14 protein-coding genes are annotated in these 14,809 nt (G+C 33.8%); 8 read left to right on the top strand and 6 right to left on the bottom strand.

Going from position 1 to position 14,809, the window contains the following annotated elements; genetic code table 11:
- Nucleotides 1-13: 13 nt before the first annotated feature.
- Nucleotides 14-1,438 (bottom strand): cardiolipin synthase, encoded by a 1,425-nt coding sequence (gene cls / locus HMPREF9402_RS04280; protein WP_009606619.1) that lies wholly within the window; start codon nucleotides 1,436-1,438, stop codon nucleotides 14-16.
- Between the two features lie 106 nt (nucleotides 1,439-1,544).
- Here cls and HMPREF9402_RS04275 point away from each other — a divergent pair, with 106 nt between their 5' ends.
- Nucleotides 1,545-2,165, top strand: coding sequence for a cyclase family protein (locus HMPREF9402_RS04275; protein WP_009606622.1), 621 nt, complete (start codon nucleotides 1,545-1,547; stop codon nucleotides 2,163-2,165).
- 33 nt (nucleotides 2,166-2,198) lie between these two features.
- Here the strand turns inward: HMPREF9402_RS04275 and HMPREF9402_RS04270 are convergent, their stop codons facing one another.
- A complete protein-coding gene (locus tag HMPREF9402_RS04270; protein ID WP_006785391.1) occupies nucleotides 2,199-3,611 on the bottom strand; it encodes an MDR family MFS transporter in 1,413 nt (470 codons plus the stop codon).
- 137 nt (nucleotides 3,612-3,748) lie between these two features.
- Here HMPREF9402_RS04270 and HMPREF9402_RS04265 point away from each other — a divergent pair, with 137 nt between their 5' ends.
- A complete protein-coding gene (locus HMPREF9402_RS04265) occupies nucleotides 3,749-4,615 on the top strand; it encodes a MurR/RpiR family transcriptional regulator (protein ID WP_006785390.1) in 867 nt (288 codons plus the stop codon).
- Nucleotides 4,616-4,783: 168 nt separating this feature from the next.
- Nucleotides 4,784-5,578, top strand: a complete 795-nt coding sequence (locus HMPREF9402_RS04260; protein ID WP_006785389.1) for an HAD family hydrolase — start codon at nucleotides 4,784-4,786, stop codon at nucleotides 5,576-5,578.
- A gap of 88 nt (nucleotides 5,579-5,666) precedes the next feature.
- On the opposite strand, the gene gltS is transcribed toward HMPREF9402_RS04260, so the two are convergent.
- The 3 genes from gltS to HMPREF9402_RS04245 all read right to left on the bottom strand — a co-directional run bounded on the left by gltS (nucleotide 5,667) and on the right by HMPREF9402_RS04245 (nucleotide 9,494).
- Entirely contained in the window at nucleotides 5,667-6,860 is a 1,194-nt protein-coding gene (gene gltS, locus HMPREF9402_RS04255) for a sodium/glutamate symporter (RefSeq protein ID WP_006785388.1), read from the bottom strand.
- A 229-nt stretch (nucleotides 6,861-7,089) separates the two neighbouring features.
- Entirely contained in the window at nucleotides 7,090-9,117 is a 2,028-nt protein-coding gene (locus tag HMPREF9402_RS04250; RefSeq protein ID WP_238526645.1) for a pectate lyase family protein, read from the bottom strand.
- 104 nt (nucleotides 9,118-9,221) lie between these two features.
- Nucleotides 9,222-9,494, bottom strand: a complete 273-nt coding sequence (locus HMPREF9402_RS04245; RefSeq protein ID WP_009606618.1) for a hypothetical protein — start codon at nucleotides 9,492-9,494, stop codon at nucleotides 9,222-9,224.
- A gap of 119 nt (nucleotides 9,495-9,613) precedes the next feature.
- On the opposite strand from HMPREF9402_RS04245, the gene HMPREF9402_RS04240 reads away from it, so the two are divergent.
- The 3 genes from HMPREF9402_RS04240 to HMPREF9402_RS04230 all read left to right on the top strand — a co-directional run bounded on the left by HMPREF9402_RS04240 (nucleotide 9,614) and on the right by HMPREF9402_RS04230 (nucleotide 11,812).
- Nucleotides 9,614-10,390, top strand: coding sequence for a pentapeptide repeat-containing protein (locus HMPREF9402_RS04240; protein WP_009606623.1), 777 nt, complete (start codon nucleotides 9,614-9,616; stop codon nucleotides 10,388-10,390).
- 139 nt (nucleotides 10,391-10,529) lie between these two features.
- Complete coding sequence (gene bsh / locus HMPREF9402_RS04235; protein WP_009606620.1) at nucleotides 10,530-11,519, top strand: choloylglycine hydrolase; 990 nt, start codon at nucleotides 10,530-10,532, stop codon at nucleotides 11,517-11,519.
- A 23-nt stretch (nucleotides 11,520-11,542) separates the two neighbouring features.
- Nucleotides 11,543-11,812, top strand: a complete 270-nt coding sequence (locus HMPREF9402_RS04230; RefSeq protein ID WP_009606621.1) for a phage holin family protein — start codon at nucleotides 11,543-11,545, stop codon at nucleotides 11,810-11,812.
- A gap of 34 nt (nucleotides 11,813-11,846) precedes the next feature.
- On the opposite strand, the gene HMPREF9402_RS04225 is transcribed toward HMPREF9402_RS04230, so the two are convergent.
- Nucleotides 11,847-12,365, bottom strand: coding sequence for a TetR/AcrR family transcriptional regulator (locus HMPREF9402_RS04225; RefSeq protein WP_009606615.1), 519 nt, complete (start codon nucleotides 12,363-12,365; stop codon nucleotides 11,847-11,849).
- Nucleotides 12,366-12,489: 124 nt separating this feature from the next.
- Here HMPREF9402_RS04225 and HMPREF9402_RS04220 point away from each other — a divergent pair, with 124 nt between their 5' ends.
- Both HMPREF9402_RS04220 and HMPREF9402_RS04215 read left to right on the top strand, forming a co-directional pair.
- Nucleotides 12,490-13,425 (top strand): hypothetical protein, encoded by a 936-nt coding sequence (locus HMPREF9402_RS04220; protein WP_009606616.1) that lies wholly within the window; start codon nucleotides 12,490-12,492, stop codon nucleotides 13,423-13,425.
- A 150-nt stretch (nucleotides 13,426-13,575) separates the two neighbouring features.
- Nucleotides 13,576-14,742 carry an MFS transporter gene (locus tag HMPREF9402_RS04215; RefSeq protein ID WP_229059698.1) on the top strand — a complete coding sequence of 389 codons (1,167 nt, stop codon included), beginning with the start codon at nucleotides 13,576-13,578 and terminating at the stop codon, nucleotides 14,740-14,742.
- Nucleotides 14,743-14,809: the final 67 nt, after the last annotated feature.

The following is a 14,809-nucleotide window of genomic DNA, read 5'->3' as shown; positions in this document are numbered from 1 at the left end:
TAGAGATTTTTTTTTATGTTAAAAGGACTCCTGAAAATAGTCTTGAGAGAGATTCTTTTATTTTTACAATAGTGCTTCTATTTTTGTAGTCAGTTAAGGTTAATTCTGTTGATTTTAAGATATCGGCTTCAAACTGATTTTTTTGTTGTTTAGCAATCTCTTCTGAGTAAATGATAGCATTGACTTCAAAGTTTAACTCAAAGCTTCTTGTATCCATATTTGCAGTTCCAACGGAGCAAACTTCGTCGTCGATAACCACTGTTTTAGCATGTAGGAAGGCATCTTTATCGTAATGATAGATTTTTACGCCGTAATTTAATACTTCTCCAGCATATCCAAGATTTGCCCAGTAAACGAATGGATGATCACCTTTCCCAGGAATCATCACTCTTACATCTACACCTGAGATTGCGGCTAATTTTAGGCTATCTGCAATACTTTTATCGATAATTAAGTAAGGAGATTGAATGTAAATATATTTTTTAGCACGTTGAATCATTTTTAAGTAAGATAGCTTAATTTCATGCTTATTTCCTGTATTTGGTCCACTGGATACGATTTGCATTCCAATATTTTGATTATTTTGCGTTAAATCAGGCAAGACTGGATGAAGGGAAATATCTTCTTTGGTCGCATATCGCCAGTCTGCTAAAAAGCGTAAATTTAAATCTTTTACAGAAGATCCTGTAAATTTTATATGAGTGTCTCGCCAGTATCCAAATTTAGCGTCTTTTCCTAAGTATTCATCCCCAACATTGAAACCACCAATGTATCCAATACGACGATCAATGACAACAATTTTACGATGATTTCTAAAGTTCATGTTTATATTAATCAAGCGTAGCCAGGCTGGGAAAAATTCACCAACTTTCCCTCCAACAGCAATTAAATCTCGAAGTTTTTCTTTAGTGAGGGAGCGGCTTCCAACTGAGTCATAAAGGAATCGAACTTCGACGCCGGATTTGGCTTTTTCGATTAAGATATCGAGGATTTTATTTCCGATTTCGTCTCGTCTAAAGATGTAAAACTGGATGTTGATACTTTTTTGAGCTTTTTTTAGGTTTTCGAGTAGAGAATCGAAAAATTGTTGACCGTCAGAAAATAATTCGACTTCGTTATCGTTTCTAAATGGACAGTATTCGAGATTTTCGATTGCCATAATCATATTAGAGGCAGGCAAATCTGAGATGTTTGTTTGTGCTACTTGTTGTTTATATTTTTCAAAGATTTTGAGTTCTGATTCTTTTACATTAAATATTTTAGAGTTATTGATTCGTCGACCGATCATTAAAAAGACGATAAATCCAAGTAGAGGAGCGATATATAAAATTAATGTCCAAGCAATAATACTATTTGCAGATCGTTTTTCTTTAAAAACCATATACATGATGGTGACTAAGTTGATAAGATGGATTAAGATAGAAAAAAATTGAAACATGGTAATCTCCTTTCGGATTAGCTTAAAGAGGCTATTAATGATAGTTTATGTGATATGAACTAACTTTATCAAAAGAAGAATTATTTTTAAAGAGGAGGAAGAAATTTTGACAAAGTATATTGATTTAAGTTATGAAATTGAACATCAAATGGCGGTTTATCCAGGGGATGACGAGCTCAAATTGTATCGTCATCGATTTTTAAATCGCGATTATTACAATGATACAAAATTAGAAACAGGAATGCACGTTGGAACTCATATTGATGCACCAAGTCATCTACTAAATAAAGATCGTTTTATTTGCGATTATCCTGTTGAAAAATTTATTGGAAATGGCTGTTTATTAGATGTTCGAAATGAAGAAATTATTAAACTAAAGGATGAGTATTTGGATAAAGTTCAAGAAGGTGACATTGTATTGTTATATACGGGATATGATGAGTTTTTTGGAACAGATAAATATTTTGAAAATCATCCAATCGTTGATGAAAAATTAGCACAATTTTTCGTAGACCGAGGTGTTAAATTAATAGGAATCGATATGCCATCACCCGATCAGTATCCGTTTAAAGTGCATCATAAATTATTAGAAAATGATATTTTAATTATTGAAAATCTTCGAAATTTAAAAAAATTAGAGGGAGTTAAGAGGTTTGAAGTCATGGCTTTTCCGTTAAATATTCGCGCTGAGGCTTCATTAACGAGGGTTGTAGCAAGGATAAATTAAAAAAGCTATCTCACGTGAGATAGCTTTTTTAATTTAATCTGTTACAATGACCTCTTTCTTTTTGACCACGAAGAAAGCAATGATTAATCCGATAAATGTTAAAGCACCAATGGATGCAAAAGCAATATTCATACCGTATACTTGCGATTCAAGTGGATTTGTTGAAGATGAAGTCAAACTGGCTTTACTCATGATGGTAATGATGATTGAGGTTCCGATAGAACCTGCTACTTGACGTAATGTATTATTAGCAGCATTACCATGCGCATATAAATCACGATGTAATGAGTTTAATCCTGACGTTGTTAATGGCATTGTAAGCATGGCAATTCCTAGCATTCTTAATGCGTAGACAACGATCACATATGTTTTGGTTGTATCTGGAGTTAAGAATGAGAGTCCAAATGTTCCAAGTGTTAGGATAGTCAGTCCGATTAATGCTAGATAGCGAGCGCCGTATTTATCGAATATTTTTCCGGTAATCGGGTTCATAACTCCCATGATGATAGCACCTGGCATAAGGGCAAGTCCTGTGTCAAAAGCGGAGTATCCTTTGATATTTTCTAGGTACATGGGTAAGATCAATTCGGATGAAATGAGTCCTGCATAAGTAATCATGACAATAATAGTAGAGAAGATAAAGGTTTTGCTTTTAAAGACAGTTAAGTTTAGGATGGGGTCTTTCATTGTTAATTGACGCCAAATAAATAATATTAAGAATAAAGCACCTATTAATAGTGGAAGGTAAACTAATTTATCCGTCCAATCATAGTTTCCAGCATTACTGAATCCGTATAGTAGAGCTCCAAATCCTATTGTAGAGGCTATAAATGAGAAAAAATCCATGGATACATTTTTACCACCCGTTACATTTTTTAGTAAGAAGAAGGCGAGGATAATATCGATGATCGCGAATGGAATTGGAATATAAAAGAGATATCTCCAAGGATAGCTATTGATAATCCAGCCTGATAGTGTTGGGCCAACTGCAGGAGCAAAAGCAAGGACGATTCCGACGATTCCCATGGCAAATCCACGGCTTTTTATGGGAAAGATTAGCATAAATACGGTTTGCATTAGGGGGACGGTAACACCTCCTGCTAAACCTTGTATAAATCTAGCGGTTAATAGCACTTCAAAGTTTGTGGCAAAAGCTCCAATTATGGTTCCAATGGTAAAGAGGGACATTGAAGTTAAAAATAGTGTTTTAGTTTTAAATCGGTTAATAAGAAAGGCTGTAAAAGGAATAACGATTCCTAGAGCAAGCATGTATCCTGTACTGAGCCATTGAACAGTTGAGACACTGACGTTTAATTCTTTCATGATATCAGGCAGTGCAACGTTCATGAAGGTGCTATTTAAGAAAGTAATAAAAGTACCGAGTAAGAAAACGGCTGCTATAACGATGACGTTATCGCCTTTATCATTAGATGATGATTCATTCATAAGGTCACCTCGCTAATTTAGGGATATCATTATGATTCATCATTAATAATTTTTTATGCTATTACCTATTTATAAGGGATGTTATCTTATGTTTTTTGTTATATGATTAGGTCAGATTATAAATTTAGGAGGTTATTATGACGTTTGAGAAGATGATTAAGTGTTGTGGGAATTTGACGCCAACAGAAAGTCAGCTGGCGCAATATATATTAAGAAATAAGGAAGAAGTTCAAACCTCATCGATTCAGTCTCTTTCAGAGAAAACATTTGCTTCTAAGTCAGCGATTCATCGCTTTTGTAAAAAGATTGGGTTTGAAGGATTTAATGATCTTAAAGTAAAGATTGCTAAAGATTTGGTGGAGGAAAGCAAGGGGGTCCCGCATATTGATGTGAATTTTCCATTTACAGCACTTGATAATCATCAAACGATTGCAAATAAATTGCTTAATTTATATGAAACAACGATCGAAGATACATATCAATCGATTAATTTAGAGGATTTTAATGAGTGTGTAAAATTACTTTATGAAGCAGATTATATTGATATTTATACGCATGGTCACAATATGAATGTTGCAAAGAATTTCCAGGATAAAATGCGTGCGATTGGACGTAAGGTGACGTGCCCAAAGTCAGCCTATGATCAGCGAATGACGGCTGTTTCATCGAATGAACGTCATGTCGCAGTTATTATTTCGTATTCTTTGAAGGCAACTTTTTTACCATCTGTTATTGATATTTTAAAGGATAAAAAGGTTGAAATTATTTTAATTGGTCGTCTTGGAAATAAGATTCCGTATCAGTCGATTCAACATTATTTATATATTAGTGATCGCGAAAACTTAAGAAATCGAATTTCTCAATTTTCTTCTCATATTGCGATGCAGTATATGCTTGATTTACTTTTCAGCTGTATTTTCAAAGTTGATTATGATGAGAATATACGGTATATCGAGGAAATCATGAATACGATTGATGATCGTGAAATTGATTATGAAGATTAATTTTTTTATAAAGGCCTCTTAGTTTTTCCACTGATAGGCCTTTATGGTGCCAAAAAGTTTCAAAATGATGAAAAAAAATCAGGAAGTTTTAAAACATTAAACCAGTCTTTGTTTATTCTATTGAACTTTGAAAGAGAAGAAAATATAGTAGGTTTAGGAGGCGGTTTAATGAAAAAAGTCATTTTTTTTGATATAGATGGAACCTTAATTGATAGTCATAATGGAAAAAAAGATATTTCATCTCGTGTAAAACAGTCATTACGTGATTTACAAAGACGGGGGCATTATGTTTTTATTGCAACAGGAAGACCATATGCTTTTTTAAGTAAAGTGATTCGCGAGTTTGGTTTTGATGGGTACGTTCTAGCTAATGGAGCTCATGTGATTGTTGATGGAAAAAAGATTCATAGTAAAGCAATAGATAATGGGATATTAAAGAATTTAGTTTCACATTTAGAGAATAAAAATCTTGAATTTGTGTTAGAAGATGAGACATGTGTTTACGCATATGAGAATTATGAGAAGATTTGGCCATTTTATGAGCAATATGGGATTTTAAAAGATTATTTTATGTTAGATTACGAGGTGGATCAGGTCAATGCGTTTAAGATAGAGGTGCTATGTCCAAAGCCAGAAGATTTAGAGTATTGTATAGAATTTTTAAAAAATCATGAGGAATATACATACTGCCACAGTGTGCACCCTACACATCTTGAAATTTATTTAAAGGAAAATCATAAAGCGACGGGAATTTTAAAGGTATTAGATTATTTGAATATCTCGATTGAAAACACGTATGCTTTTGGTGATGGAAGTAATGATATTGAGATGTTAGAGACTGTTGGGTGTGGAATTGCCATGGGGAATGCTTCAGATGAGGTTAAAAAATATGCTAATGTGGTGACAGATACAGTAGCGAATGATGGCATTGTATCAGGGATTGAAAAATATATTTTAAGCTAATAAAAGGTGAGAGTATTGGTTCATTTTTATATGGAAATATTGAAAAATAATAAAAAAGGTCTGTATCGAATCAATACAGACCTTTAATTTAGCTGAATAAGTTAATAAAGATGGTAATGATACCTGAGTTGATAAAATCAATGAAGAGTCCCCCAACAAGTGGGACGACAAAGTAGGGTGTTGGTGTGAATCCAAAACGATTTGTTAATTCGTCCATATTGGCAATAGCATTTGGGGTTGCACCCATTCCGAATCCGCATGTGGCTGAGGCGAATACAGCTGCTTCGTAGTTTTTCCCCATGACTTTATAGGTTATAAAGGAAGCAAAAAGTGCAATCAGAATGGATTGAGCAATTAGCATGATGATAAGTGGTAAAGCTAAATCGAATAATTGCCAAAGTTTCAGTCCCATAAGCGCCATGGTTAGAAAGAATGAGAGAGATAAGCTACCAATTGTTTCAATTTCTTTTTCAACCAGTTCTTTTCCTCTTAAATCGGCAATATTTCGAATAAGGGCCGCTACAAGCATCGCTCCGATATAAGAGGGGAATGTTAAACTTGTCATTTGAATGAATTTAGAAACAATAGATCCTAATCCCATGGCAATGAATAGTAAGCACGCACCATTCATCATGTGTTTTAGTGAGAGAATGTTTGTATTTTCTTCGTTAAATCCTCCCGCTTCTTCTGGTTTTTGATTTGATTTTTCAGCTTTTAAATGATGTTTAAGTATTAAATTTCTTGCTACTAATCCACCGAGAATACTTCCCATGATTAGTCCAAAGGTTGCTGAAGCAACTGATACGGTTGTTGCTCGTTCAACGCCAAGTCCTTCAAGAATCGGACCAAATGATCCGGCAGTTCCATGTCCTCCAACCATTGGAATAGATCCAGTTGCGAGGCCGAGTAATGGAGATAACCGAAAAGCAGTTGCGAGAGATACTCCAACGATATTTTGTAAGATGACAAGTAAAATGGCAAGAAGTAAGAAAGTAATCACTTTTTTACCGCCTTGTTTTAATAAAGCAAAACTTGCTGTAAATCCGATACTTGTAAAGAATGTTGTCATGAATAGATTTTGTAAGGATGTATCTAAATTTATGGCTGCGAGGTTAGTTTGATATAAAAAGAGTGTAACTAATGAAAAAATAAATCCGCCTACTACTGATGGTGGAATACAGTATTTAGAGAGAATCGAAAATTTCTTTCGGATATATTTTCCTAGATAAAAAATAATTGAAACTAAAGCCATTGTTTCGTAGAGGTTTAAATTCAGTTCCATGTCTTAGGCTCTCCTTTCATTTCTCTAATTATTATGGATGAATTGTTATATAAAAATTAGAGTTTAAGTATGAACAAATCAAATATGTTACTATTTTACTTCATAACTGATAATCATAATTTTAAAAAAATGCTTTCGAAAAAAATTCGAAAGCATTTTTTATTGAATCAATTTTTCTAGTGTCTAGTAAAATACTAGGGTAAATCTACATTAGTTAAATAAAAAATCATTAATAGATAGTTTTCATCCAATTTAAATCAATAATCCCTGAACCCACTGTCTCTTTTAAGGTAGATAATAAGTTCTGTATGTCATCTAATGTATAATTGTAAGGTAGTTCATTAAATCCATTCCATGAGAATTTTAGAATTGTTGCTGGTTCAGGTGATAATGGAGAGTTAGGGTCAGTACTGTTTCCACGATAGGAGATATCTTTATACTCGTAGATAGTATCAAGGGCTAAGATTTTTCCTGTGTAAGATGAGTTAGAGGCACTTTTTTGGTTATTTCGTAATGGGTATTTAATACCTAGGATAGCTGAGTTTTCTACTAGGACTGCACCGCCTTCTGTTGAGATGGCTCCATTACTTGTGACATTGAAGCTATAGCCTTTGTTAGTAATGGCTTTAGCGACTGATGATGGAATTAAAGTAGGGGCTTTGTAGGCATTTTGTGAATCCATCACGATATTATAGACGTGTGCATTACCACCACGAAGTCTAGGTAATCGATCCTGTGAATCTAAGTAGTAGTTGTGGTGCATTGTAATCTCTAAGTCCTTGTTATCAGTAGCCATTTCTGTAGCTCCAATCAAATGGGTTTTCTTTTGAGGTGCCGCAACGGCCATTATGGTTTCTTGACTTAGGTTTTGAGAGCGTAGGAATTGATACATTGGATAGGCTGATTGGTTAGCTTCCATTGCTTTAAACATTGCTTCATAGAATTCACCACGACCAGGTAGGAATTTCGAGTATGAAATAGTTAGTCCTGTTGTTCCTTTTTTAGAGTCAACGACACCATCGTATGCTTTACCAAATGTACAGTGATCAATCCAGATGTTACTTGATTGTTCTAGTGTGATGTAATCCCAATCATTTTTATCATATTTTCCTTTTGTTGATTCGTCCCATTCCCAGAGTTCATCGAATTCAATGTTTCGAATGACGATGTTATTTGAACGTTTGAAGATTAAAGCTCCATGAGTGAGTTTGGCCCCGTTTTTAGAGAAGATTGTCAGACCATCAAATCCATCAATCATAATCTTACTGACACCTGTTTCTTTTAAAATAGGGTGAGTTAAGGCAGTGTTATGAGAGGTAAATGGTGCGACTTGAGCACTTGGTCCAATAACATTCCACCCCAGGTCAATATCATTCATAATTTCAATGACTTTGGTTGAAGCCTTTTTAGTAAGAGCTTCTCCTAATTCCTTAGCGTTTGTAACTTTGATGTAGTAAGGGCTAGTTTCATCTAATTCACCTCCACCAGTTACACCCTCAGCAAATCCCGCTACTGAATACTTTGATTGACTGGCTTCAGGTTTTACTTCAGGAGTCGGATCTTTAGTAGGTTCAGGTTCTGGCGTTGGTTGTGGCATTGGAGAAGGATCAGGATTTGGTGTTGAATCTGGTGTTACTGTGTTATCAACATCAGTTACTAAAATATTGTCATAGTTGACTTGAACTTTGCTTGCGACTAGTCCTACAGCACCAGCTGTTAAAGAATCATCAGTTGCTTCTATCATCAGTTTCCCATTTAAATATACTTTTAAGATAGAACCTTGCATTTCGAGTGTTACGTTATACCAAGTATTTTGTTGAATTTCTGTACTTACCTGGGCAATTACCGAAGAAGCCCCATTTACTTTCTTACGTAGTTCTAATCCATTTTTGCTGCTTAGACTTACCCCATAGAAGTTATTCCCGTCTGTGTATCGGCCACATAAAAAAGCACGATTAGATCCATTGAAGTCAAGAACTTTCATATCTGCTGAAATACTGTAGTCAGTCCATGATAAATCGCCACGCATGATACGACCTTCGCTATTAGTAGAGGTATGTCCAATTGTATTGGTTTCATCTAAAATAATATTAAAGCTCCCTCTTTGGATTTCCCACTGGTCGTAGTTTGATTCAAAATCTTCTGAAAAGTATATGTTTGATGCTAAAACATCACTTTTTTGTGTTAGTAGTAAACTAGCTGTCATAAAAGCGAAGCTATAATAAGATAAATGTTTTTTTGTAAGCTTCAAGGTCATTCCTCCTGGTTTTTAATATGTATCATCATAAGGGAAATGACTGAGATAAAAAAGTGAAAAGAATGTCATGGCATCAAAAAAGCCTCTAGTCTGAGGCTCCTTAATTAAAAATATTTTCCGCTAAATTTTTCTTTTACTGCATCTAAGACTGGTTTAAAATCTTCTTCGTTTTCCGAGAATAATTTAATGAGTTTTTCTTTAGCTTCAATGTATTCAGGGTCGGTTTCGCTATGATTTACAATAGGATTAAATAACTTGTGGTATTTCATAAATAATACAGGGTGTTTTTTAGCAAAAGCTTCAACTTCATCAATATGACGTTCTGGCTTTGTTGCGTTTTTAATCCATTTAAAGACGTAATCGTATTTATCAGTCATTTGAAATCATCCTTTCAGATTAGGTGTTCATTATAGTTTTGCTTAAAGTACTAGGATTTATAACTAGGTCACGTTAAAATAAAAGTAGGTTATGTGAGAGGATTAAGGAGTTGTTTAGGATGTGTGATAAATTTAAGGATTTAAAAATTGATTGTAAAAATTGTTTCGGTCTTTGTTGTGTGGCACTATATTTTTCGAAGTTTGAGGGTTTTCCAAGTGATAAGGTTGCAGGGAAGCCGTGTTCTCATTTAAGTGATGACTTTAGTTGTAAAATTCACGAGTCGTTAAGTGATAAAGGTTTAAAAGGATGCACTGCTTATGATTGCTTTGGGGCGGGCCAAAAGGTCGCACAGGTCACGTATAAGGGAATTGATTGGAAGCAATCATCTAAGACTGAGATGTTTGATGCCTTTGTGGTGATGCGTCAGTTACATGAGATGTTATGGTATTTAACAGATGCGAGCTTACAAGAGGTATCGATTTCACTTAAGAAAGAAGTTGAAGAGATGAGACTGAAGATTGTTCAGTTAACGTATCTTGATCTCGCTTCATTATTAGTTTTAGATATTGAATCATATCGTGATGAGGTCAATAAAATTCTTCGTCAGATTGGAACGTTATCAGGTGAGAAACTTGGCAAAGATTTGATGGGAAAAAATTTAACGAAAAAGAATCTAATTAACTCGGATTTAAGAGGGGCACTATTAATTGCAGCTAATTTGAAGAATCAGGATTTAAGTGGAGCTAATGTTATTGCGGCAGATTTTAGAGATGCAGATATTAGGGGGGCTAAACTTGATAAATGTTTATTTTTAACGCAATCCCAGATTAATGTGGCCAAAGGAGATCAGCAGACAAAAATTCCAAATTGGCTATCACGTCCTGCGCACTGGTAATATAATTTTTCGCTAGACTTTGGTTTTGAATTGACTTTTCAGTTAGTCTAAAATACTAATAGCTTTCATAATATGATAAGGAGAGGTACTTTTTAAGTTGCCTCTTCTTTTTTTGAATGAATATAGGGAGAGGATAGAGATGTGTACAGCTATTACATTAAAGACACAAGATGGATTGCATGCATTAGGGAGAAATTTAGATATTGTGGCTTTATTAGATGTTGCTGTTATTTTGATTCCGAGGTCATATGCATTTACTCATACTATCATGAGCCTAAAAAAGAAAAATAAATACGCGATGGTTGGAATGTCTACGACGTTTGAAAATCATGTCTTATTAGTTGACGGGATGAATGAAAAGGGATTAGCTTGCGCTGTATTAGAGTTACCTAAATATGCTTCATGGAGTAAAGCATTGGATAAAGATAAAATAAATGTGGCTCCTTATGATTTTGTTTATTGGATTTTAGCAAATTTTCAATCTCTTGAGGAAGTAAAAGACGGATTAAAAAATGTAAATCTAGTTAATGAGCCGCTTGAAGGGAAAGAGGTATCAGTAGATGTTCATTGGATTGTAACTGATCGTACAGGACAGTCTATTGTAATAGAAAAAACGAAGGGGAATTTTCGAATTTATAATAATAAGGTGGGAGTTTTAACTAATGCTCCAACATTCGATTGGCATCTCATAAATTTAAATCGGTATATGAATATACAAGTGACGAATCCGCATAAGGTGAAGTGGGGACATCAGGAGTTAAGTTTTGACTCAGAAGGTTTTGGGGGAATCGGACTGCCAGGAGATGTTTCATCTTCATCTCGTTTTGTAAAAGCAGCTTTTCTAAGAAATCATATTAGAGTAGAAAAAGGAGAAGATGCTTTAATAACAAGTACTTTTCATATTTTAAGTAATGTGGCTGTTATCAAAGGAACTGCTGTTACTTGCCACCAACAATATTTGAAAACGCAGTGTACTAGTTGTATGTGTTTAGAGACAGGCGTTTATTACTATAACACTTATAATAATAATCAAATTAATGCTATTCATTTATTTGACGAGAATTTAGATGCCTTTGAAGTTAAGGTGTTTCCTTATCAAGATAAACTGGTAGTACAGAAACAAAATTAAGTAAACTATGAGGGGGATTAAAGATGGATTTATCTTTTTTACAAACTAACTGTATTCCGGTCATTGTAGGAATTTGTTTGTGTGTGGGGTATGTTATCAAAAATAGTTTAACTCTTGTACAGAATAAATATATTCCATTAATTATGGCTATTTTAGGTTTGATACTAAATGTTTGGATTAATAAAGGAATTTCACCTGATATTGTTCTTGGGGGAATGTTTTCAGGACTTTCGAGTACGGGGGTTCATCAGTTATTTAAGCAATTGATTCAAGTTCAGAGTGATGAAAAATAAGAAAAAAGAGCTAGTTAACTAGCTCTTTTTTCTTTTAATTAATAGGTGAACTATTGTTAGATTGTTGTGACCATTCAACTAATCTTGCCATCTCTATTGGAGATTCTTGCATTCCTCTTATGATCCATTCATCAATCCATCCAAACAGGCCACAAGCTAGCCATGCATTTGTATAGGCCTGGATATTTTCTTGTTCAGGCTTGGGTCCACATACAGATTTAATCGTATCTAAAACTAAATAAGATAAGCCACATTTATAAAGTAATTGATAGGTTTCAGCATATTTTAGATAATGACCAAATAGACTTTCGACAAAATTAGGATTTTTACTTTGCTCAAACTCAGTTCCCCATTCTTGAATTAATTTCACCAAATGTTGTTTTAAAATATCTTCTTTATTTATAAAATTTCTATAAAAAGAAGCTCTACTAACCAGTGCATTTTTTACAATCTCTGTAATTGTAATGTCTTCAAAGGGGTGATGTTTCATTAAACTTAAAAGTGCATGAGTAATTTGCTCTTTAACAAATGAATTATTTTGTTCTTTTTTCATGTGATACAAAACCTCCAATTTGTCTCATTTTTTCCAGATATCTTGTTTTCTATTTTAGTAGATGATACATTTGTCTCCGTTAGAGGATACCTATGTATAAATGAATTGTCAAGGAGGTTTGTCGATGGTTTTTAGGTTAATGAAAAACACTTTTATTGTTGTCACAATTATCTTGTTATTAATAGTTGTCTTTTTAATCATTGCTATGTTCATAGGCTCAAGACCGATTAAAAGTAACTACTATAATCAAGTTGATGCAGTGGGCATGATTGAAAAGAAATATACTAATCGTGGGGAGTATGAAGTTGAGTCTATTAAAGCTAATAGCAATGAAGAATTATTTAAGGAGTACAAAATATGGTATCCGTTAGAATTAGAGGAAAAGGCTGATAAAACATATCCAGTTGTTTTGTTAGTAAATGGGACAGGGGTTCCCTATACAAAGTATGGTGCAATATTTGAACATTTGGCTTCGTGGGGATTTATTGTGGTAGGAAACGATGATAAAAATTCAGCAAGTGGTAAGTCGTCATCTATTATGTTGAACTACATCCTTTCTTTAAATGAAGATAACGAAAGTATTTTTTTTGGCAAAATAGATTTAGGTAATATTGGAATATCAGGGCATTCACAAGGAGGTGTGGGTGCAATTAATGCTATAACAAGCTTTGATAATAGCAACATATTTACGTCGCTCTATACAGCAAGTACCACAGCTTTAGAGCTCGCTCAAGCACTTGAATGGGACTACGATGTATCAAAAATAAAAATCCCTTATTTTAAAGTAGCAGCTACAGGAAAGTCTGATGCTGAGTTAATAGCACCTCTTTTATCTTTAATAGATAATTATAACAGAGTAGAAAGTGAACAACTTACCATTATGGGAAGACGAAAGAATGTTGAGCATGACCAAATGCTAACTCATGCTGATGGTTATATGACAGCTTGGTTTAGGTACACATTAATGAATGATGAAGAAGCTGGTCAAGCTTTTTCTGGTGATGTCCCTGAAATCTTAACTAATTTAGATAATTGGCAAGATGTTCAAATTAAAGAATAATGACCGATGAAAAAATAAATTTCTCAACAAGTAAAGATAGCTTTACGGATTATAGTAAGAATTGGCTAAAGTTGAAATGGGTATCCTAAATTATTTTATTTTTTTAAATATTAATCTGTTGTATAGTAGCAAAATAGGGAGGACATAATGATGACAACAATATTATTAATTATTATTTATATTGCTTATATTGGACTTGGAATTCCTGATTCATTACTCGGGGTAGCATGGCCAGCCATTTATCGTGAGTTTGGATTACCTGTTTCTACTGTTAGTTGTATTTCATTATTAATTTCAGTAGGAACGGTTATTTCAAGCTTATTAAGCGCAAGAGTAATCAATAAGTTTGGGACAGGGAAGGTAGCAGCGGTTAGTACATCCATGACAGCTATTGCATTACTAGGGTTTTCTTTATCAAATAATTTGCTATGGTTATGTTTATCAGCTATTCCACTTGGATTAGGTGCAGGTGCAATTGATGCTGCTATGAATAACTATGTTGCTCTTCATTATTCATCTAAACACATGAATTTCTTACACTGTTTTTACGGAATAGGAGTTTCGTTTAGTCCTTATTTGATGTCTATGGCCTTATCTAATCAATCTGACTGGCGTAACGGCTATCAGAATGTTTTCTATTTTCAGTTAGCTATTTCAATGATTTGTATCATATCACTTCCTCTTTGGAATAGGGTCAAAGAATCAGTACATGTTCAGGAAGAAAAGACTCATCCCTTGAAACTATCTGAATTAGTTAAAATTCCATCAGTACGTTGGGTATGGGGCGCGTTTATTGGATTAGGTGCAATGGAATCATTATGTGCTGTCTGGACAAGTACATTTCTCGTAAATGCAAAAGGAATGGCTTCTTATCATGCTGCAAAAGTAATTATGATATATTATATTGGGATGACACTAGGACGTTTATTATCAGGAATTTTAGCCGATAAATTATCAAGCTGGAAGTTAATAAAAATTGGTCAATTTATTACCATATTAGCAATTTTATTATTACTATTACCTTTATCTTTAGAAAGCTCAATTTTAGGATTATTTCTGATTGGACTGGGGATTAGCCCTATTTTTCCAAACCTAATTCATTTAACACCTGAAAACTTTGGGAAAAATCTTTCTCAATCTGTTATGGGAACACAAATAGCGGCTTGTTATGCAGCTACTATACTAACACCACCATTCTTTGGTCTGATAGCTGAATTATTTGGATTGAATTTATTTCCATTAACTTTATTTATCGCCTTTATCGTGATGTTATTCTCAATTATTTGCTTAACGAGAAAATTGAAAAAATCAAACTAGATATTAACTCTTTAGGGTAGTAACTTTAGATTAAATAAAACTTTATAAAAATAAAAACAGTCATCTT

It is taken from the genome of Turicibacter sp. HGF1, from assembly GCF_000191865.1.
GTDB classification, from domain to species: Bacteria; Bacillota_I; Bacilli_A; order MOL361; family Turicibacteraceae; genus Turicibacter; species Turicibacter sanguinis.
Note: the sequence above shows the minus strand (reverse complement) of the source record. Positions and strands in the feature narration are given on the sequence as shown.

Coding starts and splice junctions, on each gene's coding strand:
- HMPREF9402_RS04260 (WP_006785389.1), top strand. CDS start 4,784: ATGAAAAAAGTCATTTTTTTTGATATAGATGGAACCTTAATTGATAGT.
- HMPREF9402_RS04225 (WP_009606615.1), bottom strand. CDS start 12,365: ATGAAAAAAGAACAAAATAATTCATTTGTTAAAGAGCAAATTACTCAT.
- HMPREF9402_RS04230 (WP_009606621.1), top strand. CDS start 11,543: ATGGATTTATCTTTTTTACAAACTAACTGTATTCCGGTCATTGTAGGA.
- HMPREF9402_RS04215 (WP_229059698.1), top strand. CDS start 13,576: ATGACAACAATATTATTAATTATTATTTATATTGCTTATATTGGACTT.
- HMPREF9402_RS04250 (WP_238526645.1), bottom strand. CDS start 9,117: ATGACCTTGAAGCTTACAAAAAAACATTTATCTTATTATAGCTTCGCT.
- HMPREF9402_RS04220 (WP_009606616.1), top strand. CDS start 12,490: ATGGTTTTTAGGTTAATGAAAAACACTTTTATTGTTGTCACAATTATC.
- HMPREF9402_RS04240 (WP_009606623.1), top strand. CDS start 9,614: ATGTGTGATAAATTTAAGGATTTAAAAATTGATTGTAAAAATTGTTTC.
- cls (WP_009606619.1), bottom strand. CDS start 1,438: ATGTTTCAATTTTTTTCTATCTTAATCCATCTTATCAACTTAGTCACC.
- gltS (WP_006785388.1), bottom strand. CDS start 6,860: ATGGAACTGAATTTAAACCTCTACGAAACAATGGCTTTAGTTTCAATT.
- HMPREF9402_RS04265 (WP_006785390.1), top strand. CDS start 3,749: ATGACGTTTGAGAAGATGATTAAGTGTTGTGGGAATTTGACGCCAACA.
- HMPREF9402_RS04245 (WP_009606618.1), bottom strand. CDS start 9,494: ATGACTGATAAATACGATTACGTCTTTAAATGGATTAAAAACGCAACA.
- HMPREF9402_RS04270 (WP_006785391.1), bottom strand. CDS start 3,611: ATGAATGAATCATCATCTAATGATAAAGGCGATAACGTCATCGTTATA.
- bsh (WP_009606620.1), top strand. CDS start 10,530: ATGTGTACAGCTATTACATTAAAGACACAAGATGGATTGCATGCATTA.